Genomic DNA, 20,734 nt, shown 5'->3' with positions numbered 1-20,734 from the left:
ATATTTTAAGAGGATAAATTAATAAGATAAACAAGTTTAAAAAAATAAATAAAATGAAAATTACAAATATTTGCTGTATCGGGGCAGGTTACGTAGGAGGTCCTACTATGGCAGTCATTGCCCAAAAAAACCCGAATATTAAAGTAACAGTGGTCGATTTGAATGAAGCGCGTATTGCAGCTTGGAACCATGACGATTTGGAGCAACTACCCATTTATGAGCCAGGCTTAGATGCCGTAGTTGCTGAGGCCAGAAATCGGAATCTGTTTTTTAGTACAGATGTAGATGGGGCTATCGAAGCTGCGGAGATGGTTTTTATTTCTGTGAATACACCAACCAAAACCTATGGAAAAGGAAAAGGTATGGCAGCAGATTTGAAGTATATTGAATTGTGTGCAAGACAAATTGCCAGAGTCGCTACAACGGATAAGATTATTGTCGAAAAATCGACGCTTCCCGTAAGGACGGCTCAAGCAATCAAAAGTATCTTGGACAACACCGGAAATGGAGTCAAATACCAAATTTTATCAAATCCAGAGTTTTTAGCAGAGGGTACGGCTGTTCAGGATTTAATGGCGCCAGACCGTGTGCTTATTGGAGGCGAACAAACAGAAGAAGGACTTAAGGCTATTCAAGCATTGGTAGATGTTTATTCAACTTGGGTACCTGACGAAAATATTCTGACCACAAACTTGTGGTCTTCTGAATTGTCAAAATTAACTGCTAATGCATTTTTGGCACAACGTGTTTCTTCAATCAATGCCCTTTCAGAATTGTGCGAGGTAACTGGAGCAGATGTTAACGAAGTTGCAAATGCAATAGGGAAGGATAGTCGTATCGGACCTAAGTTTTTAAAAGCTTCTGTAGGTTTTGGAGGTTCATGTTTTCAAAAGGATATTTTAAACTTGGTCTATATTTCAAAATCTTATGGGTTAAATGAAGTGGCTGATTACTGGGAACAAGTTATTATTATGAACGACTATCAAAAGCATCGTTTTGCCTCTAAAATTATTCAAACACTTTACAATACTATTTCAGGTAAGAAAATCGCCTTTTTAGGTTGGGCTTTTAAAAAGGACACCAATGATACCCGAGAGTCAGCTGCCATTTATGTAGCAGATCAGCTCATCGACGAACAAGCCACTATCGCTGTTTACGACCCTAAAGTGACTGCACAACAAATGGAAAGTGATCTGAATTATTTAGGTACGCGGGCAGAAGAGGAGAACGAGCGTTTTTTAATGTCCATTAAGGATCCTTATGAGGCCTGTAAAGACGCACATGCCATAGCGGTGCTTACGGAATGGGATGAGTTTAAAACCTATGACTGGCAAAAAATTTATGACAACATGCTAAAACCGGCATTTGTATTTGATGGACGGGGTATTTTAGATCATCAAAAATTAGAAACTATAGGATTTCAAGTGTATGTCATTGGAAAATAATAATACCTCAAAAACCATATTGGTTACCGGCGCTGCTGGCTTTATAGGATTTCATTTGTCTAAATCGCTGTTGGCTTTGGGCCATACAGTGATTGGTATAGATAATCTTAATGATTATTACGATGTTAACTTAAAGTTGGCACGATTGTCTGAATTGGGAATTGATAAAGCAGAAGCTAATCAAGATCTCAATGAAGCATCGAGCGCTACATACGGTGACCACATGATCTTTGTGAAAATGAATTTGGAAGACAGGAATGCGCTTCCAAAACTTTTTGAAGCGCATCAAATTGATAGTGTCTGTAACTTAGCAGCCCAGGCAGGAGTGCGTTATTCGTTGGAAAACCCGGAAGCCTATGCAGACAGTAATTTAACGGGCTTCTTAAATGTTCTCGAGTGCTGCCGTAATTTTAAAATTAAAAAATTAGTCTACGCCAGCAGTTCAAGTGTCTATGGTAACAGTGACGCCGTTCCTTTTGAAGAAACGGCTAATGTAGATCATCCCGTCAGTCTTTATGCTGCCACCAAAAAGGCGAATGAACTGATGGCACATGCCTACAGTCATTTATATGGTTTTGAATGCATCGGTTTACGGTTCTTTACCGTTTATGGACCTTGGGGAAGACCTGATATGGCCATGTTTTTATTTACGGATGCCATTATCAACAATCAGCCCGTAAAGGTATTTAACAATGGTAATCTCTCTCGTGATTTTACCTTTATAGACGATATTGTTTCCGGAATTATGGCAACGCTTTTAGAAACTTCCGATAATACCTCACATTATAAACTATATAATATAGGTAACAGCCAACCAGTCCAACTATTAGAATATATAGAGGCTATTGAAGATGCATTAAATAAAAAAGCGATCAAACAGATGATGCCCATGCAACCTGGAGATGTCAAGCAAACGTACGCCAATGTGAGCTTGTTGAAAAAGGATTTTAACTATCAACCTAAAACTGAAGTGAAAGAAGGAATTGCGGCCTTCGTGGATTGGTATAAGGGGTTCTATACACTATAGAATAAAGACCGCTGCGCTGTTAGAATTAAGTATTAAGAATAGAGAATAGAGAATAGAGAATAGAGAATAGAGAATAGAGAACCTGCCCGTACCGAAAAGGAACGTTCGGGCGGGTCGAGAATAGAGAGTCACGAATTACGAATAACTATTCACGAATCACGAACAAGGGATCACGACTCACGATTAGCTTTTCACGATTCACGTATAAAGAATAACTAATCACGAATAACGATTCACCATTCACGTTTCACCATTCACGTTTCACCATTCACGTTTCACCATTCACGTTTCACCATTTACGTTTCACCATTTACGTTTCACCATTTACGTTTCACCATTTACCAACTTGCCCGTACCGAAAAGGAACGTTCGGGCGGGTCAACACTCCCACATTTAGCCCTCTGGGGCATTTTAAAATTCTGCCCGACGGTGGAAACCTCAAACGCATGATACTATAGTTCTAATGAAAAATTTCGCATTGATTGGTGCTGCGGGTTATATTGCACCACGACATATGAAAGCTATTAAGGATACAGGCAACACTTTGGTAGCAGCTCTTGATCCGTATGATGGGATAGGGGTGATGGATAGTTTTTTTCCGCAGGCCAGCTTTTTTACGGAATTTGAACGTTTCGACCGGTTTGTAGATAAATGGCGTAGGGATAGTGGCAATAAAATTGATTATGTGTCTATTTGTTCACCTAATTACTTACATGATTCGCATATCCGATTCGCTTTAAGAAGTGGTGCGGACGCCATCTCAGAAAAACCATTGGTGCTCAACCCGTGGAATGTGGATCAATTGAAAGTTATTGAAAATGAAACGGGTAAAAAAATCTATAACATACTTCAGTTACGCCTTCATCCAGCTATCATTGCCTTAAGAGAAAAAGTCTCAAAGGAATTAGAAATTAATCCCAATAAGGTATATGATATTGACCTTACGTATTTGACCTCCAGGGGCAAATGGTACTTTGTCTCTTGGAAGGGCGATCAAGCAAAATCAGGAGGGATTGCATCAAATATCGGGGTTCATTTTTTTGATATGCTGTGTTGGATTTTTGGTGAGGTTCAAGAAAATAGTGTCCATTTAAAAACTCTAGATACCAATGCAGGTTTTTTGAAATTGAAACATGCTAACGTCAAATGGTTTTTATCTGTAAACTATGCGTATATCCCCAAGGCTATAAAAACTGAACATCTTACAACCTATCGGTCCATAACCGTCAATGGTGAAGCAATTGAATTTAGTGGCGGCTTTACGGATTTGCACACAAAAAGTTATGAAGAGATTTTAAAAGGAAATGGTTTTGGTCTTGATGAAGCTTATGGCTCTATAAACACCGTTTCCACCATAAGAAATTTAGATCCTATAGGCTTAAAAGGAGAGTATCATCCGTTTTGCAAACTAATACCATAATATTTTGAATGCAACGAGTTAGTTTTTTAATTTTCACCTAACACCTAACACCTATTATGAGCAATTTTTTTGTACATGAATCCAGTTATATAGACGCTGATGTATGGATAGGTACAAACACTAAGATTTGGCATTTTAGTCACATCCTATCAAATACAAAAGTAGGTGACAACTGTTCCTTTGGTCAAAATTGTATGGTAGGACCAAACGTTACCATTGGCAATAATGTTAAAGTTCAGAACAACATTTCCATTTATGAAGGTGTAGAGATAGAAGATGATGTGTTTATTGGTCCCTCGGTAGTGTTTACCAATGTCATGAATCCCCGAAGTTTTATTGTAAGAAAACAAGAGTTTAAAAAAACGTTGATAAAAAAGGGCGCATCTATTGGTGCCAATGCCACCATTATTTGTGGAAATACAATCGGAGAGTATGCATTTATCGGAGCAGGAACCGTGCTAACTAGAGATGTACCTGATTTTGCATTAGTGGTTGGGAATCCTTCACGTCAAATAGGCTGGGTTAGTAGAGCAGGTCATACATTGGTGTTTAATTCTGACAATTTCGCGACCTGTATAGAAACAGATGAAGTATATCAATTGAAAGATAACAATGTTTATAGCTCTCAATAAAATTAACATACAAATACAATAAGAGTTTATCAAATCTTAAAACGATTCTCTTAAAACAAAAATTTAGTTATGTCAAAAAAAATTTTAATAACCGGTGGGGCTGGTTTTATTGGGTCTCATGTGGTGCGGCTTTTTGTGAACACCTATCCAGAGTATCAAATTATAAATTTGGATAAACTCACGTATGCGGGTAATCTGATGAATCTCAAGGATATTGAGGATAAACCGAATTATAAATTTATAAAAGGCGATATTACTGATGCCCAATTTATAGATGATCTCTTTGAAAAAGAACAGCCAGATGGTGTTATCCATTTAGCAGCCGAATCTCATGTTGACCGATCTATTAGCAATCCTCTAGAGTTTGTAATGACCAATGTTATTGGTACAGTTAATCTTTTAAATGCTGCAAAGCAGTGTTGGAAAGGCAACTATGACCAACACCGTTTTTATCACGTGTCTACAGATGAGGTATATGGTGCATTGGGTAAAGAAGGGATGTTTACAGAAACAACCTCTTATGATCCACATTCTCCATATTCAGCATCTAAAGCGAGCTCCGATCACTTTGTAAGAGCGTATCAAGATACCTACGGCTTGCAAACTGTCATTTCTAATTGTTCAAACAATTATGGGTCGCATCATTTCCCTGAAAAGCTCATACCACTAGCCATTAATAATATTAAGAACAATTTACCAATACCTGTTTACGGAGCGGGTGAGAATGTGCGCGATTGGTTATGGGTGGAAGATCATGCAAGAGCTATTGATATTATTTTTCATCAAGGCAAAACTGGTGACACCTACAATATTGGCGGCCATAATGAATGGACAAATATTGATTTAATTTATTTGTTATGTAAGCTGTTAGATAAAAAATTAAATCGCCCTGAAGGAGAATCCAAAAAGCTCATCACTTTTGTTAAAGACCGTGCGGGTCATGATTTACGTTACGCCATTGACGCAACTAAGCTAGAAAAAGAACTCGGATGGAAACCTAGCTTGCAATTTGAGGAAGGCTTAGAGAAAACCGTGGATTGGTATTTAGAAAATGAAACTTGGTTAGAAAATGTAACTAGCGGTCAATACAAGGATTATTATTCACAACAATATAATTAAATGAAGAAAATAGAAACAGATATTGAAGGTTGTTTTATTCTCGAACCTACGCTATTTAATGATGAAAGAGGCTATTTCTTTGAAAGTTTTAATGAAGATCATTTCCATAGCCTTACCAATACGGAGATTCATTTTGTACAAGACAATCAGTCGTTTTCCAAGTTTGGAGTTCTAAGAGGCCTACACGCACAAAGTGGAACACATGCCCAAGCAAAGTTGGTTCGGGTATTACAAGGTGAAGTTTTAGATGTAGCGGTAGATGCTCGTAAAGGATCTTCTACGTTTGGGCAACATGTGGCAGTACGTTTGAGTGCAGAAAATCAACGACAATTTTTTGTTCCAAGAGGATTTCTACATGGTTTTGTGGTATTATCTGAAACTGCAGAATTTTTCTATAAATGTGATAATTACTATAATAAAGAATCTGAAGGGGGAATTAGCTATGATGATGAGACCTTAAATATAGATTGGTTATTGAATAAGGATCAATTATGTGTTTCTGAAAAAGATTTAATATTACCAAAATTTAATGACGTTTTTCAAAAATAGAATGCAAAAAATACTAGTTACAGGAGCAGGAGGACAATTGGGTCTAGAACTGCAAGCTATTGCGAAGCAGCATCCTCAGTTTGAATTTATCTTTACAGATCGTGAAGAGCTGCCTTTAAATGATCTTGACACCATAGCAACAGGTCTGAATAATATTAGACCAGACATTATTATCAGCGCAGGGGCCTATACTGCCGTTGACAAGGCGGAGACTGAAAAAGAACTAGTCGATGTTGTCAACCATCTGGCGGTAGCTGAGTTGGCTAAATGGGCGGCGATCCATACGGCCAAGTTAATCCATATTTCTACGGATTATGTGTTTGACGGAACAAGTAAAACGCCACTGTCTGAAATGGAAGCCACCGCACCCATCAACTGGTATGGAGAAACCAAATTAAGAGGAGAGCAAGCACTACTGCGCTATCTCCCAGAAGGTATCATTATTAGGACGGCGTGGGTGTATTCTGAATTTGGCACAAATTTTGTAAAAACCATGTTGCGTTTAATGAATGAAAAAGATACCATTAGTGTGGTCAATGACCAAATAGGTTCGCCTACCTACGCTTCAGACTTAGCAGAGGTGATTATGGCCATTATTGTGTCAGAAAAATGGGAGCCTGGTATATTTCATTATTCAAATAATGGAGAGATTTCGTGGTATGATTTTGCAAAGGCAATTCAAGAGATTTCAGGTTTAGGGTGCGAAGTCTATGGCGTGACGTCAGATCAGTTTCCTACGCTTGCTAAACGACCAAAATACTCATTGCTCAATAAAACAAAAATTCAAGAAACCTATCATGTAGTCATACCGCATTGGAAAGACAGTTTAGAAAGGATGTTGACCACGTATATATAAAAGATATGACCCCCAAAAATAAGGGTCGGAGAATCAAAATGGATTGATTTTTTTATATTTCGACTCAAAGCGTCAAAATATTCAACCAATTATCCCGCTAATCCCGAAAGGTCGGGAGGGATTATCCCGATAGCTATCGGGACAACTTACAATTTCGAATTCATCGCTTCGCTATTTTTCGAAATTGAGTTTCACTAATAAAAACCAACAAAAATGAAAGGAATTATTTTGGCAGGTGGCTCAGGAACACGACTCCACCCTTTAACCTTAGCCGTAAGTAAACAGTTATTGCCCATCTATGATAAACCGATGATTTATTATCCTTTATCGGTTTTGATGTTGGCGGGCATACAGGATATTCTCATAATTTCTACACCACACGATCTTCCAAATTTCAAGCAACTATTGGGGGATGGTAAAAAAATCGGCATTAATTTAAGCTATATAGAGCAACCGAGTCCTGATGGATTGGCGCAGGCATTTATCTTAGGAGAAGATTTTATAGGTGATGACGATGTATGTTTAGTATTGGGTGATAATATTTTTCACGGTTCTGGACTACAGAAGATACTGAGAGATTCGGTTAATACGGTAAAGGATGAAGGAAAGGCCATTATTTTCGGTAATTATGTAAAGGACCCAGAACGTTATGGCGTTGCCGAGTTTGATGCCGATCATAATGTGGTGCATATTGAAGAAAAGCCTACAAACCCAAAATCAAACTATGCTGTGGTTGGTTTGTATTTTTATCCCAACTCAGTTGTGGACATTGCCAAAAAAGTAAAACCTTCCCACCGTGGGGAGTTAGAAATAACGTCGGTCAACCAAGCCTACCTGGAACAGGAGAATTTAAAACTTCAAATATTAAGTAGAGGTTTTGCCTGGTTAGATACGGGAACACACGAAGCACTTACTGAGGCTACAGAATTTGTTAAGGCGGTAGAAAAACGTACAGGACTTAAAATTGCCTGTTTGGAAGAAATTGCCATGAATTTTTCTTGGGTAAGCAAAGAGACGATGTCTGCACAAATTGAGAATATGAAAGGTGATTATTTTGATTATCTCAAGTCGATCATCTCAAAATAAGATAGTAGATTAAAATCGTCTTATCAGCGTTAATTTGGGCTGATCTTTCTAATTCGGGATCTATGTTGTAATTGCGAAATTGTTAGAGATATTGGTAGATGGGTTAATCTGTTCAAAGGAATAATTGTATTTTCGCGGCTTCGTAAAAAAAAACAACTAAATTGTTTAAGAGGTTGAAGCTCATAATGATTTGTTTTTCAGTAAGTTATTAATTATAATGTGACTGATAAGGGCGAAGCCGTGTTCAGTAGAGTTGTTTTTGACATAGAGAAATCAATAATAAACCTGTACAAGACGTATTGAATCATCAAAACAAATTTTCCATAGATAGCCCAATATCAATGTTGATAAGGATACAGGATTCAAACTGTGTAATCCTAAAATAAAAATTAAATGCGAGAAACAATACACAATGACGACTGGACTTTAGAGATCTATCCAAAGGCAAGTCTGTTTAAATTAAATTTAAAGGAAGTTTGGCGTTATAGAGATCTTTTGATTTTGTTTGTTCGACGGGACTTCGTATCGGTCTATAAACAAACAGTTCTAGGACCTTTATGGTTTATTATTCAACCTATATTTACGTCTTTAGTACAGCTTTTTGTTTTTACAAATATTGCGCAAATATCAACCGATGGTATTCCACCAATATTGTTTTACCTTTCTGGTAATGTGATGTGGCAATATTTTTCCGGTTGTTTGACCTTAACTTCAAATACCTTTCAAAATAACGCAGGAATTTTTGGTAAAGTTTATTTTCCACGTTTAATAACCCCCATTTCTTTAATAACGTCGCAATTATTAAAATTTGCAGTGCAATTTGGACTTTTCCTTGCGATTTGGCTGTATTTCTTTTATGATGATTCTGCAGGAGTAATAAACCCCAATTGGACTATTGCACTTTTACCGATTCTTGTGATTATAATGGCAGGTCTGGCATTAGGCTCGGGTATGATCATTTCGGCCCTAACCACAAAATATCGTGATTTTAGTTTTCTATTATCTTTTGCCGTACAATTATTGATGTATTCAACTGTAGTTATCTATCCACTTTCAGTGGCACCTTTAGAATACCGGAAATTTATTGTTGCAAATCCTATGACGCCTTTAATAGAAACATTTAGATATGCTTTTACTGGCTCCGGAACTTTTAGTTGGTTGTACCTTGGGTATAGTTTTGTCTTCATGGTTGTTTTAATGCTTGTCGGGATAGTGGTGTTCAATAAAGTTGAGAGAACATTTATGGACACTGTATAATTAGACTTCAAATTTATTCATAAAAGATTATGTCAGAACCCGTTATAAAAATTGAGAATTTAAGCAAGCAATACCGTTTGGGAACAATTGGTACAGGTACAATTGCACACGATTTAAACCGATGGTGGAGTACAGCCATACTAAATAAGGAGGACCCTTATTTAAAAGTAGGTGATAAGAATGATAGAGGCATTTTAGGAGACAGTGAGTATATCTGGGCTTTACAAAATATAAATTTGGAAATTCATGAAGGCGATGTTGTTGGAATTATAGGTAGAAACGGGGCTGGTAAAAGCACCTTACTTAAACTTTTATCTCGCATTACAGCTCCTACCACGGGAAGTATAAAAATAAAAGGCCGTTTGGCCTCTTTATTGGAAGTTGGCACTGGCTTTCATCCGGAATTGACGGGACGAGAAAATATCTATTTAAACGGTGCTATATTAGGAATGACCAAGGCGGAGGTATCTGCTAAACTAGATGAGATAATCGAATTTTCCGGGTGTGCAAGATACATTGATACGCCTGTAAAACGCTACTCTTCAGGGATGACTGTGCGGGTTGGGTTTGCCGTAGCGGCCTTTTTAGAACCAGAAATTTTGGTTGTAGATGAAGTTTTGGCTGTTGGAGATGCTGAATTTCAAAAGAAAGCAATTGGTAAAATGAAATCTGTATCTGAAGAAGGTAGAACGGTTTTATTTGTAAGTCACAACATGGCTTCTATCAAAAATTTATGTACCTCCGGCATTTTGTTAAACCAAGGAGGAGTTGAATTTATAGGGACGGCTGAAGAAACAGTAGAACGGTATTTACAGGATGATCTTCTGGCTTATGAATCAGGAGAAGTTATAGATAAGGGCGGCAATAAGCATGTTGAAATTGTTGATTATCAAACATTTCGTGGGCCAAATAAGAGCATTTCATTTTTTACTGGTGATAAGTTGACTTTGGAAGTAACCTTGAAATTTAATGAATACATTGGCAATGTTGACCTAGGGGTTAATTTTAAGACAACCGGTCTGGAGCTTATATCTCACATAAATAATTTCGATGAACATGTATCCATCAGTGGTAATAAAGGTGATGTAAAGAAAGTTCGAATTATTATTGAAAGCATCAATTTTGCACCGGGTACATATGTCATAGATATTGGGATGGTAGCTGTGGGTGAAATGCTACACTCTTTAGAAAATTGTTTTGAGATTGACATTCAAAAGGGACCAAATATTGGGCGTCCCAATATATTTCCAAAAAACGCAAAAGTTTTTACCCCTACGCGATGGGAATTTTAACATTGTTTTCAACAAATATTTTTTAAATGAATACGGTTTACTTTGAGAACCTGTTCTATGAAATTTATAAACTTTAGTCATTAATGATTGTCAGAATAATTAAAGATTGGGATTATCCAGATGTTTTTAGGCAAACACCAGGGGGTAAAAAAAAATGGAGAAATGTTGAATTTACGACAGATAATATCTTGGAATTTGATTATCTCGTTGTTTTAAATAGATCCAAAAAGGAAGTAACATTCAAATGCCGTAAAAACGGGAGGTTTCTATTTACTCAAGAGCCACCAATTGATTCATATGATTGGCAAAAAAGGTTATTTAAATACTTTGATAAAGTATACACATCTTGGGATGTAAATGCACCCAATATTGTCCATGGTCAAGGATGTTTACCGTGGCATGTAGATAAAACTTACGACGAATTGATTAACCTATCCTCTAATGAAGGTTCAATTAAACAAGATAAAATTTCTTGGATTACTAGTAATGCACGTAACAAACCTGGACAGATCTTAAGAATGGATTTTAAAGATCAAATTGAGAATGTATTAGATTTTGATTTATATGGTAGAGGATTTCGTCAAATAGATGATAAATTTGAAGTGCTCTATCCTTATAAATATAGTTTCGCTTTAGAGAATAATAGTTGTAATGACTATTGGACCGAAAAAATTTCGGATTGTTTTTTATCGTGGACAATTCCTATCTATTCTGGCTGTCAAAATATTACCGACTATTTTCCAAAGAATTCGATGATTCAAATTGATCCCACTAGACCTCAAGAAGCCATAGAAAAAATTCAACGAGCAATTAATGAGGGCTTTTGGGAAAAAAATCTTTCCAGTTTGGCAGAAGCCAGAGACTTAGTTCTCAACAAATATCAATTGTTCCCATTTGTAGTAGATAATTTAAATACGAATATTGAAAAAAAGAAGTGGCATTATTTACCTTCAAATAATCCAGATGAGTCAATTGATGGTAAAAAGGTTTTAATAAACACTTTAAAAATGGGAATTAAAAACGTTCTCAATGTCTAGTGTTATTTCGGTTGTTGTTGGTTTCCGAAATCGTGATTTGGAAAGAGTAAAACGTTATTTGGACTCGTTGGCATCACAATTATTTAAAGATTTTGAACTCATTTTTGTGGACTATGGAAGCGAAGAATCAATTGCTAAAAGTGTCGAACAGCTTGTAAATAGTTACCCCTTTACACGATATGTTTATAACCATACAATAGGGCTTCCTTGGAATAGGTCTCACGCCTTAAATACAGGAATCCGATTAGCAAGTGGAGAGTATGTTTTATTTAGTGACATAGACTTAATTTACTTTGAAGACTTTTTACATAGTATTAACATTAAAGCAGATGCAACTATACAATTGTATCAACAGGTGTATTGGTTACCAGAAAATTATGAAAATTGGGATAATCTAAAAAATAAACCAAATAACTTTGACTTTAGTTTAGACGGGGCTAGAGGGGGAATACACGTTGTAAAAAGGACCATTTTAGAAAAAATTAATGGATACGACGAGTATTTCTGTTTTTGGGGATTAGAGGATAATGATTTATTTATGAGGCTTAAAAGAGAGGGACTAAAGGAAGAATGGCTCTCTCTTAATCAATCCCCAGTTTATCACCAATGGCACCCGGTTGTATCCAATACCAAAAAGAATTTTTTTCCGGATAGGTGGTACGATGATATGATTATTTACTATGCAGTTAACCAATCTGTATTGAAAAGAAATTTAAATAATTGGGGTAAATTATATGAGCAAGCTGATCGCCCTATTCTGCAAGTTAAACAGTATGAAACGGTTCAAATTCCTGAAGTTATAGATCTAAATACCAAAGGACTTTTTGTTAATGAATTTATCCAAAAAATAAGGAATTTAACCAGAGAACAGGGTCTTATCATTACTATTCCATTTCAAAAAGAACTTTTAAAATACGACGGCTCAAAATTGTATACTCTTTTAAGCAAATTCACATCTATTTTTGGTTTGAAAACAGTGCTCGTTAAAGATTCTTATATAAAAAACTTAGAACATTTAAATGGAAACGGTGCCTATCTCATTCCAGAAAAGGACCTCTATTACTTGATTTGGAAACTGATAAAAACCACCGACGTTGTAAGGGATTATCATATGACACTGGAATCCGAACAGGTGGTTTTTAAAATATGCTAAATAGTAATGGAACTCTTTGATCAAATTACCAATAAACTTGTACACGAAGCATATAACAATCTAGACAATTATAAAATAATTGAAGGAGACACTAATTCTGACATCATTTATATTTATTTCACTAGTAATGGCCTTTACTACCCAAATACGGAGGAAAATTTTAAAGAAACAATTGAGAGCGATAAATACGAATGGAAAGGGAATTTGGTAAAAGATGCGAGAAAACATATTTTGTTACGTGATGTTTACAAACAGTGGTATGTAAAAGGAATTAATAGTAGAATCAATACTATCGAAAATGTGGTCGACTTCCTGTTGAACGAAACAAGAGGATATAAAACTATCACATTGGGCAGCTCTTCAGGGGGATATATGGCGATGTTAGTAGGCAGAAAACTAAAATCCCTAAAAATCTATAGTTTTAATGGTCAGTTTAACATAGAAGATCAATTAATCGGTTTAAATAATAGAAACAAAAATCCATTATTAGTGAAACTGGAAAACAATAGTTCATTCTCAAACTACTATAATATTGTTCCTTACTTAAAAAATGGAACTGCACCAATTTTCTATTTCTCCTCAACCCACTCTCAATGGGATACCGAACAAGGTGAAATCGCGAAAGACATAAATGACCTCTATCCCTTATTTATAAAGAGCGATATACACGGAATAGCGTTTTACAAACAAAATCTAATTAAAGTTCTATCTGCTAGTAAGAAAGAACTTGTGTCTTGGTCGAGATACAAAGCATATTCACAATTTTCTTTCTCATTAAAAGTTGTTGGGTTAATTAAAACACTAAAAATTCTAAAGCAAAACAGATAATGAATCTTGCTCCTATTGTACTCTTTGTCTATAACCGATTAGATCATACGCGGCAAACCATTGAAGCCTTGCAAAAAAATGATTTGGCAAACCAATCTGAACTCTATATTTACTCAGATGCCGCCAAAGACAAACACGCTGAAACTGAAGTAGGCAAAATAAGAGATTATATCAATACGGTTTCTGGATTTAAAAAGGTACATATTGTAGAGCGGACTAAGAATTGGGGCTTGGCCAACAGCATCATTGACGGCGTAACCCATATAGTAAATCAATATGGTAAAATAATTGTAATAGAGGATGATATTGTTACTTCGTCGGGATTCCTCAATTATATGAATGATGCATTAACCTTGTATAAAGACGATAAAGAAGTCATGCATATTGCAGGATATCTTCCGGAGGCCAGTGGGCAAGAGGCACTTCCAAACTCTTTTTTCTTACGCTTTATGAGTTGCTGGGGATGGGCTACATGGAAGGATTCATGGAGTAATGCAAATTGGGATGCTCAATATTTATACGATAAAATTAACAACAAAAAAGAATTAAAAAAATTCAACTTAAATAATGCTATAAGTTTCCATAAACAATTAGAGGATAATATTAATGGATCCATTTCTACCTGGGCAATAAAATGGTTTTCGACAATTTTTATTTATGATGGGTTATGTTTATACCCCCATAAATCTTTGGTTAAAAATATAGGACTTGACGGCTCTGGTGTTCATTCTGCAATAGATGCCAACAATACCATTGAAAAGCTTTTATACTCTATTGATTTAACCAAAATAGAACTTAAGGAATCTAGTATTGGTAAAAAATACCTAATGCACTTTTATAAATACGGTAAGCATTCATCCATTAAAATCCGAACCCGACACAGGCTCAATTATCTTAAGAATTACAGATTACGGACGTTGAGAAGATTACTGAGAAAATTATGAAAGTCTTACACATAGCCACGTCTGATTCTGGTGGTGCAGGAATTGCTGCACTACGGCTGCACTTAGGACTACTTGATGCAGGTGTGGCGTCTAATATGTTATGTCTTGATGTGGCAAACAGCAATAATCCCAATGTTTTTAAATTTAACAGACTTGATTCACCAATACTCACAAGACTATTAAGCAAAGTAGGGCTTCATAAGACTGCAAAGCAAAAAAACAAAGAGATCTTTGAATCGCTTAAGGATAGTGAATATGATATTTATTCTCCGCCATACTCTGATATAAATTTAAATACGCATCAATTAATCTTAGAAGCTGATCTTATTCATTTACATTGGATCAGTGGTTTTATTGATTATAATACTTTTTTCCGGACAATAAATAAACCGATAATTTGGTATTTACACGATTTTAACCCTTTAATGGGTGGGTTTCATTTAATCCAGGATCTAGCTAAGAATAAACAGAAGTCAATCACCAACGTTGAAGATGCTCTTCTTAACATGAAGAGAGATTTGTATAGACCACACAACATTACATTTATAGCCAACAGCAATTCTACGTTCAGTTTGGCTCGCAAGCTTACTCAAGATCATCCTATTCAATTAGAGTGTATCCCCTTAAGTGTAGACAGCAATAAATTCCGTGCTCTTGATAAAGATGCGTGTAAGAAAGTTCTTGATATAGATACGTCTAAGATTTGGATAAGTTTTGGTGCCGCCGGGGTATTAAATAAAAATAAAGGCATATTATTATTAATAGAAGCCTTAAAATCTATTCAGAGTAAGGGCTATTCGGTTGGGATTATTTGTTTTGGGGGCAACTCAGCTGAAATATCAAAACAGTTGACCGGGATTGATTTTAAACTCTTTCCGCCTATTAAATCTGAAGAATTTCTCAATATCATATACGCGGCCTCTGACCTGTACGTTTTACCTTCTTTAGAAGAAACTTACGGTATGGTGGCTGTTGAAGCGATGTCTTCTGGCACCCCAGTGGTTGGGTTTCCAGTAGGCATATTACCCGAACTCATAATAGAAGGCAAAAACGGTTACCTTGCTAAATTGGGTGATGTCTCTGATTTAGCATTAAAAATCACAGATTTTATCAACAGTAAAGACCAAGTAAGAATGGGAGAGTATGCCAGAAATACGGTAGTTGAAAAATGTAGTGTGAGTGCACAAGCTACTAAGTTCATCGCGTTGTATAAGGAGGTTTTAAATCTTAAACAATAAGCTATTTAACTACTATGATATCTATTATTATCCCTTCCTTTAATGCGGAGAGCACCATAAAAAAAACGATTCTATCCATAACTGACCAAAGTGTTGATAAGGTACAGTATGAAATTATTGTTATTGATGGTCAAAGTACCGATAGTACTATGGATGTCCTTAAAGCCTACAAAGATGAAATTGACGTATTAGTTAGTGAACCAGATGCCGGTATTTACGATGCAATGAATAAAGGAATTAAAGTGGCAAAAGGGGAATGGATCTATTTTTTAGGAGCCGATGACGTATTATATAACACTTCAGTGTTAAGTGAAGTTAGTGAAAAATTGAATACCACAAATGCTGATATTATTTATGGCGATGTTGTAAAAACACCCTCTCAGACAGTATATGATGGTAAGTTTAATGCTTATAAAATGGTGTTCAAAAATATATGTCATCAAGCTATCTTCTACCATAAATCAGTTTTTGCTAATCATGGAACATATATAGCTGACTACACGATCAATGCCGATTGGGAATTTAATTTTAAAACCATGCTAAGTGGCGTTCGGTTTCAATATATCCCACTCACCGTTGCATATTTTAATGAAAACGGGGCCAGTGGCACAAGACAGGACATAGCATACGAAATTAGACGAAAAGAATTTTTTGGTCAATTGCCATTATGGGCAAAGTTCTGTTTTAAATTCCGCAAAACCTTTTGGATGAAGTGGTATTCGAAAAACTTTTTAAATTTTGAATATGCCTAAGGTAAGTATTATAGTCCCTAATTATAATCACGAAAAATTTTTAAAGGGCAGATTAGATTCTATAGTCCATCAAACGTTTACAGACTTTGAATTAATAATTTTAGACGATCACTCCTCAGACGATAGTGTAAGTATTATAAGTACATACCAAACACAATATCCTAATTTAATAAGGTTTGTACCGTCAACTAAAAATTCTGGCTCTCCATTTAAGCAATGGGATAGAGGCATCGCTTTAGCAAAAGGGGAGTTGATATGGATTGCTGAAAGTGACGATTTGTCTTCTATATCCTTTTTGGAGTACAGTGTTCCTTTTTTTGAGCGTAATGAAAACTTGGGTATGGTCGTAGTAAAATCTAATGCTATAGATGCTACAGGCGGCCAAATTTCTGAATTCCATCCAATGTTTAACGGCTATGAATCTAAATTATTCAAAGCCACCTCAAGCGGATTGAATTATTTTAATGGGGATGAATTTGTAAAGGATTATTTAGCTTATAAATGTTTAATACCCAATGTCAGTGGTACCTTATTTAGAAAGAGCGCCTATCTAAACGCTGGCGGTTTAAATCTGAATTTTAAAAGAAATGGCGATTACGATTTGTATTTTAGAATGTTATATCAATCTGATATAGGATTTTTAAATAAAAGTTTAAATAGTACGCGGTATCATGATGACAAATTAACAGCTTCTAATAACGCACAATCTTTTAAAGAAGTGTCGACTATATTAAAGCCTGTTTTTGATAAATTAAAACTATCCGCATCTAAAAGATTAGAAATAATGTCTTTTTATTTTACCGTTTATAAGTATGATATCTTCTTAAATGATGCATTTACGTTCAAAGAAAAAGTGACTATTTTTCAAAATTTATCAAATTTAAGTGGCTTGTTACATTTCAAATTTTTGAAGCTTCTCCTCCAAAGAGGTAGAATAAATCTGTCAAAAATAATAAAATCTTGATGAACAATAGGAAACTCATACTTTTTGTGGTCCATGAATCTAAAAAATCTGGAGCCCCTTTATTACTGCTTCAACTGTTAAAAGAATTTAAAGCACAAGGTTGTTTTTCTATTGATATTCTTATAAATAAAACGGGCGAGTTGGATGTCGCTTTTGAAGCCATTGGTACGACGTATTTTTATTATCCAAAATATCTTTTAGAATTAAATTTAAAATCCAAACTACTTCGCAGGGTTTTACACCAGGAAACATCAATTAAAAACCATCAACAAAAATTATATAAAACCTTAACCCATAAGAGATACGATGTTATTTATTTTAATTCTTTAGGGTCTCAATCCATGTTCACTTATTTAGAAAATTATCCCGCAAAGAAAGTAACGCATATACATGAATTACATGCTGTTGTTGCAGGAATGGACCAGGTTGTAGTAAAAAGCATGTTACACAACTCTAATCTGTTAATTTCCAGTTGTAAAACAATTACTGAGTTTTTGAGCAACACCTATACTATTGATACCAATAAATTGTTAGAAAATTCTGTATTTCTATTTAAAGATAGAAAAAAGGCTATTGATAATTTAGGAAAACCAGATCAACCATCAAACCCTATATTCAGGATTGGTGGCTGTGGCGGTGTTGAAGCGCGGAAAGGCACGGATCTCTTTGTAGATTTTGCCATAAAGACCATTAAGGAAATTCCAGATGTTGCATTTGAATTTATCTGGGTGGGGAATGATCAAACAGCAATGGCCACACAATTAACGACAGACATTAAAACAGCGGGATTACAGGAGCAGATAAAATTTGTGGGCAGTACAGCACATCCAGAGGTGCATTTTAACACCCTAAATTTATTTTTTCTCTCTTCAAGAGAAGAAGCGTTTGGCTTAGTGGGTTTAGAAAACGCGTATTGCCAGAATCCTTTGGTTAGTTTTGATATTAACGGCGATCTGCCACTGTTTATCAATCAATACAATAGTGGGAAGGTGATACCTGAATTTGAGTTCGCTGTTTTTAAAACATTTATTTTGAAGTTGATGAAAGACAAATCTTATGCCAAATCCTTAGGTGAAAATGGTAAGGCAGCAGTGGTTAAGGATTTTAACAGTGCAGCGCAAGCAACCATCATACAGGAAGCCCTCAATAAATTATGATTTCGATCATTATACCCTCCAGAAGCGCCGTTGCCTTAGCTGCCATTTCTGAGAATATTGCTACAACTATAGGCGTACCCTTTGAAATTATTGATTACGATAATACTAAAGACGGATTTGGCATTTGTAAAATCTACAATCTGTGTGCCCAAAAGGCGCAATTTGATAATTTGGTGTTTTGCCATGATGATATCGTGTTTCATACTGCGCATTGGGGAGAAAAATTAGTGGACATACTTAAGAATAACACTATTGGATTGGTAGGGATAACAGGTGCCACCTATAAATCTAAATATCCGGCACCATGGGTTTCAATTCCAACCCAATACTACAGATCAAATCTTTATAAAGGACATACAGCAAAAGAGATTCCCCATGATAAAATATATGAAGAAGTGGCTGTTATTGATGGCTGTTTCATAAGTATGAGAAAGACTGTATGGAAGCAGTTTAAATTTAACGAAACTCAATTACACGGATTTCATATGTATGATATTGATATTTCAGTTCGAGTAGGTAAAGAATTTGATATCGTGGTTGCAAGGTCGTTTGAAATAGAACATTTGTCAGACGGTGTTTTTAATCATGTTTGGTATAAGGAGTCTCTCCACTATCATAAAAACAATGAATCCTTATTTCCTGGCATTATGGGAGCAGAGGAACCAGATCAAAAATGTTTTGATGGCCATGCCTTAAAAGCTTTGATTTTTAGAAGTCGTATATTAAAAATGAAAAGAACGGAAAGACTAAGATATATTTTTGATTTATTACAGATCTATCCCAAGCTTTTTGCTTTTGGAATGTTAAAGACTTTGAGATGAAAGAGATCATATATTTTTTGCCAGATACTGATGCAGGAGTCACCTCTATAGTCCGTAATTTGCTTAAATACAGGCCAGAAAGCAATCTGCATTACAAGGTGATTTTTACAAGACAACTAGAAAGAGAAGCCGTTTATATTGAAGATCAGTTTAATGTAGATGAACAAATTGTATTTTCCTACAGTAAATATGAGAATCTATATACGGTAAGTAAGCGTTTAAAAGCACATATTTCTAATTCAGAAGCTATACTTGTATCTAATGATGGTTTAGAATTGCATATGGTACAATTGTTAAAATTGCCGAATCCTTTGGTTTATATCCTTCATGGCGATTTCAAATATTATTATGGTTTGGTTGATCATAATCAGGGTGTTATAGATCAGTATATTGCTTACAGTCAATTTACAGAAAAGCAGTTGTACACTAAGATGGATGCCAATAATCATGATAAAATAAAATTATTATATTATCCAGTTCCCGAAACGAAACTACAACAGGACCCTAACAAAAAAACAGATGTATTATTTGTAGGTTCCTTTAACGAGCGTAAAGGCGTACAGTTTTTGCATCAAATTTATAAATCCATACAAAACACGATTTCAAATGTCAATTTGGCGCTTGTTGGAAGTGGGGAACTGGATGCGCAATTACGAGCACAATTTAGTTCAGAAGCCAATGTGGTTTTCAAAGGTCAACTTAAAAATGATGACGTGGTACAAGAAATGCACAACGCAAAAGTATTGTTGTTTCCATCATTGTCAGAAGGTTTGCCTAATGTGGTAGTGGAGGCCATGAAAGCAAAATGTGTGCCTGTATGTAGCAATATAGATAGCGGCATACCTGATCTTATAGATGATAACATTACAGGATTTAGAGTTCCCGTAGGAGATATCAGGCTGTTTAGCGAATCGGCAATCATTTTATTAAAAAACGAGGATGTACGGGAAAAAATAGCCTTAAATGGTTTTGGCAAAGCATGCCAGATGTTTCAACCCTATCAAAATGCAGAAGCCTACGAGACATTAATTGTAAGTACAAAACCACAGCTAAAAGTATATCGTACTAAAGCGTTAGGTGGTTTTTTAAACAGACCTTATTTACCCAATAAAGTAGTGACATTTATTAGAAAATTAAATATATCACCAAAATTATAA

The 20,734-nt window shown here is 35.5% G+C and carries 20 protein-coding genes; all 20 read left to right on the top strand.

Annotation, left to right across the window (positions count from 1 at the left end):
- Positions 1-53: 53 nt before the first annotated feature.
- The 20 genes from JEM65_RS00740 (at position 54) to JEM65_RS00645 (ending at position 20,734) form a co-directional block, all read left to right on the top strand.
- A complete protein-coding gene (locus JEM65_RS00740; protein ID WP_199596631.1) occupies positions 54-1,445 on the top strand; it encodes a UDP-glucose 6-dehydrogenase in 1,392 nt (463 codons plus the stop codon).
- A complete protein-coding gene (locus JEM65_RS00735) occupies positions 1,429-2,472 on the top strand; it encodes an NAD-dependent epimerase (RefSeq protein WP_199596630.1) in 1,044 nt (347 codons plus the stop codon). The genes JEM65_RS00740 and JEM65_RS00735 overlap by 17 nt, the downstream gene beginning before the upstream one ends.
- Positions 2,473-2,935: 463 nt before the next feature.
- The gene (locus JEM65_RS00730) at positions 2,936-3,892 is read left to right on the top strand and encodes a Gfo/Idh/MocA family oxidoreductase (protein ID WP_199596629.1); all 957 of its coding nucleotides are present in this window, start codon (positions 2,936-2,938) and stop codon (positions 3,890-3,892) included.
- Between the two features lie 56 nt (positions 3,893-3,948).
- Entirely contained in the window at positions 3,949-4,524 is a 576-nt protein-coding gene (locus JEM65_RS00725) for an acyltransferase (protein WP_199596628.1), read from the top strand.
- A 69-nt stretch (positions 4,525-4,593) separates the two neighbouring features.
- Positions 4,594-5,643 carry a dTDP-glucose 4,6-dehydratase gene (gene rfbB, locus JEM65_RS00720; protein ID WP_199596627.1) on the top strand — a complete coding sequence of 350 codons (1,050 nt, stop codon included), beginning with the start codon at positions 4,594-4,596 and terminating at the stop codon, positions 5,641-5,643.
- Positions 5,644-6,192 carry a dTDP-4-dehydrorhamnose 3,5-epimerase gene (gene rfbC / locus JEM65_RS00715; protein WP_199596626.1) on the top strand — a complete coding sequence of 183 codons (549 nt, stop codon included), beginning with the start codon at positions 5,644-5,646 and terminating at the stop codon, positions 6,190-6,192.
- A gap of 1 nt (position 6,193) precedes the next feature.
- Complete coding sequence (rfbD, locus tag JEM65_RS00710) at positions 6,194-7,048, top strand: dTDP-4-dehydrorhamnose reductase (protein ID WP_199596625.1); 855 nt, start codon at positions 6,194-6,196, stop codon at positions 7,046-7,048.
- 213 nt (positions 7,049-7,261) lie between these two features.
- Entirely contained in the window at positions 7,262-8,134 is an 873-nt protein-coding gene (gene rfbA / locus JEM65_RS00705) for a glucose-1-phosphate thymidylyltransferase RfbA (protein ID WP_199596624.1), read from the top strand.
- A gap of 393 nt (positions 8,135-8,527) precedes the next feature.
- Entirely contained in the window at positions 8,528-9,391 is an 864-nt protein-coding gene (locus JEM65_RS00700) for an ABC transporter permease (RefSeq protein ID WP_199596623.1), read from the top strand.
- Positions 9,392-9,420: 29 nt separating this feature from the next.
- The gene (locus JEM65_RS00695; RefSeq protein ID WP_199596622.1) at positions 9,421-10,683 is read left to right on the top strand and encodes an ABC transporter ATP-binding protein; all 1,263 of its coding nucleotides are present in this window, start codon (positions 9,421-9,423) and stop codon (positions 10,681-10,683) included.
- 83 nt (positions 10,684-10,766) lie between these two features.
- Positions 10,767-11,720: a glycosyltransferase family 10 domain-containing protein gene (locus JEM65_RS00690; protein ID WP_199596621.1), complete on the top strand. Its 954-nt coding sequence runs from the start codon at positions 10,767-10,769 to the stop codon at positions 11,718-11,720.
- Entirely contained in the window at positions 11,713-12,873 is a 1,161-nt protein-coding gene (locus tag JEM65_RS00685; protein ID WP_199596620.1) for a glycosyltransferase family 2 protein, read from the top strand. The genes JEM65_RS00690 and JEM65_RS00685 overlap by 8 nt, the downstream gene beginning before the upstream one ends.
- A 6-nt stretch (positions 12,874-12,879) precedes the next feature.
- The gene (locus tag JEM65_RS00680) at positions 12,880-13,701 is read left to right on the top strand and encodes a hypothetical protein (protein ID WP_199596619.1); all 822 of its coding nucleotides are present in this window, start codon (positions 12,880-12,882) and stop codon (positions 13,699-13,701) included.
- Positions 13,701-14,645 (top strand): glycosyltransferase family A protein, encoded by a 945-nt coding sequence (locus tag JEM65_RS00675; RefSeq protein ID WP_199596618.1) that lies wholly within the window; start codon positions 13,701-13,703, stop codon positions 14,643-14,645. The genes JEM65_RS00680 and JEM65_RS00675 overlap by 1 nt, the downstream gene beginning before the upstream one ends.
- Positions 14,642-15,883 (top strand): glycosyltransferase, encoded by a 1,242-nt coding sequence (locus JEM65_RS00670; RefSeq protein ID WP_199596617.1) that lies wholly within the window; start codon positions 14,642-14,644, stop codon positions 15,881-15,883. The genes JEM65_RS00675 and JEM65_RS00670 overlap by 4 nt, the downstream gene beginning before the upstream one ends.
- 14 nt (positions 15,884-15,897) lie before the next feature.
- A complete protein-coding gene (locus tag JEM65_RS00665) occupies positions 15,898-16,635 on the top strand; it encodes a glycosyltransferase family 2 protein (protein ID WP_199596616.1) in 738 nt (245 codons plus the stop codon).
- Positions 16,628-17,599 carry a glycosyltransferase family 2 protein gene (locus JEM65_RS00660; protein WP_199596615.1) on the top strand — a complete coding sequence of 324 codons (972 nt, stop codon included), beginning with the start codon at positions 16,628-16,630 and terminating at the stop codon, positions 17,597-17,599. The genes JEM65_RS00665 and JEM65_RS00660 overlap by 8 nt, the downstream gene beginning before the upstream one ends.
- Positions 17,599-18,756, top strand: a complete 1,158-nt coding sequence (locus JEM65_RS00655; protein WP_199596614.1) for a glycosyltransferase family 4 protein — start codon at positions 17,599-17,601, stop codon at positions 18,754-18,756. Before JEM65_RS00660 ends, JEM65_RS00655 begins: the two co-directional genes overlap by 1 nt.
- Positions 18,753-19,577, top strand: a complete 825-nt coding sequence (locus JEM65_RS00650) for a glycosyltransferase (RefSeq protein WP_199596613.1) — start codon at positions 18,753-18,755, stop codon at positions 19,575-19,577. Before JEM65_RS00655 ends, JEM65_RS00650 begins: the two co-directional genes overlap by 4 nt.
- Complete coding sequence (locus JEM65_RS00645; RefSeq protein ID WP_199596612.1) at positions 19,574-20,734, top strand: glycosyltransferase family 4 protein; 1,161 nt, start codon at positions 19,574-19,576, stop codon at positions 20,732-20,734. Before JEM65_RS00650 ends, JEM65_RS00645 begins: the two co-directional genes overlap by 4 nt.

This window comes from Gelidibacter salicanalis (genome assembly GCF_016469035.1).
In the GTDB taxonomy this organism is placed as follows: domain Bacteria; phylum Bacteroidota; class Bacteroidia; order Flavobacteriales; family Flavobacteriaceae; genus Gelidibacter; species Gelidibacter salicanalis_A.
The sequence above is the reverse complement of the archived record's forward strand: the minus strand, read 5'-3'. Positions and strand labels throughout refer to the sequence as shown.

Coding starts and splice junctions, on each gene's coding strand:
- JEM65_RS00660 (WP_199596615.1), top strand. CDS start 16,628: ATGCCTAAGGTAAGTATTATAGTCCCTAATTATAATCACGAAAAATTT.
- JEM65_RS00700 (WP_199596623.1), top strand. CDS start 8,528: ATGCGAGAAACAATACACAATGACGACTGGACTTTAGAGATCTATCCA.
- JEM65_RS00680 (WP_199596619.1), top strand. CDS start 12,880: ATGGAACTCTTTGATCAAATTACCAATAAACTTGTACACGAAGCATAT.
- JEM65_RS00735 (WP_199596630.1), top strand. CDS start 1,429: ATGTCATTGGAAAATAATAATACCTCAAAAACCATATTGGTTACCGGC.
- JEM65_RS00655 (WP_199596614.1), top strand. CDS start 17,599: ATGAACAATAGGAAACTCATACTTTTTGTGGTCCATGAATCTAAAAAA.
- JEM65_RS00650 (WP_199596613.1), top strand. CDS start 18,753: ATGATTTCGATCATTATACCCTCCAGAAGCGCCGTTGCCTTAGCTGCC.
- JEM65_RS00690 (WP_199596621.1), top strand. CDS start 10,767: ATGATTGTCAGAATAATTAAAGATTGGGATTATCCAGATGTTTTTAGG.
- rfbB (WP_199596627.1), top strand. CDS start 4,594: ATGTCAAAAAAAATTTTAATAACCGGTGGGGCTGGTTTTATTGGGTCT.
- JEM65_RS00670 (WP_199596617.1), top strand. CDS start 14,642: ATGAAAGTCTTACACATAGCCACGTCTGATTCTGGTGGTGCAGGAATT.
- JEM65_RS00665 (WP_199596616.1), top strand. CDS start 15,898: ATGATATCTATTATTATCCCTTCCTTTAATGCGGAGAGCACCATAAAA.
- rfbC (WP_199596626.1), top strand. CDS start 5,644: ATGAAGAAAATAGAAACAGATATTGAAGGTTGTTTTATTCTCGAACCT.
- JEM65_RS00645 (WP_199596612.1), top strand. CDS start 19,574: ATGAAAGAGATCATATATTTTTTGCCAGATACTGATGCAGGAGTCACC.
- JEM65_RS00685 (WP_199596620.1), top strand. CDS start 11,713: ATGTCTAGTGTTATTTCGGTTGTTGTTGGTTTCCGAAATCGTGATTTG.
- rfbA (WP_199596624.1), top strand. CDS start 7,262: ATGAAAGGAATTATTTTGGCAGGTGGCTCAGGAACACGACTCCACCCT.
- JEM65_RS00725 (WP_199596628.1), top strand. CDS start 3,949: ATGAGCAATTTTTTTGTACATGAATCCAGTTATATAGACGCTGATGTA.
- JEM65_RS00740 (WP_199596631.1), top strand. CDS start 54: ATGAAAATTACAAATATTTGCTGTATCGGGGCAGGTTACGTAGGAGGT.
- JEM65_RS00675 (WP_199596618.1), top strand. CDS start 13,701: ATGAATCTTGCTCCTATTGTACTCTTTGTCTATAACCGATTAGATCAT.
- JEM65_RS00730 (WP_199596629.1), top strand. CDS start 2,936: ATGAAAAATTTCGCATTGATTGGTGCTGCGGGTTATATTGCACCACGA.
- JEM65_RS00695 (WP_199596622.1), top strand. CDS start 9,421: ATGTCAGAACCCGTTATAAAAATTGAGAATTTAAGCAAGCAATACCGT.
- rfbD (WP_199596625.1), top strand. CDS start 6,194: ATGCAAAAAATACTAGTTACAGGAGCAGGAGGACAATTGGGTCTAGAA.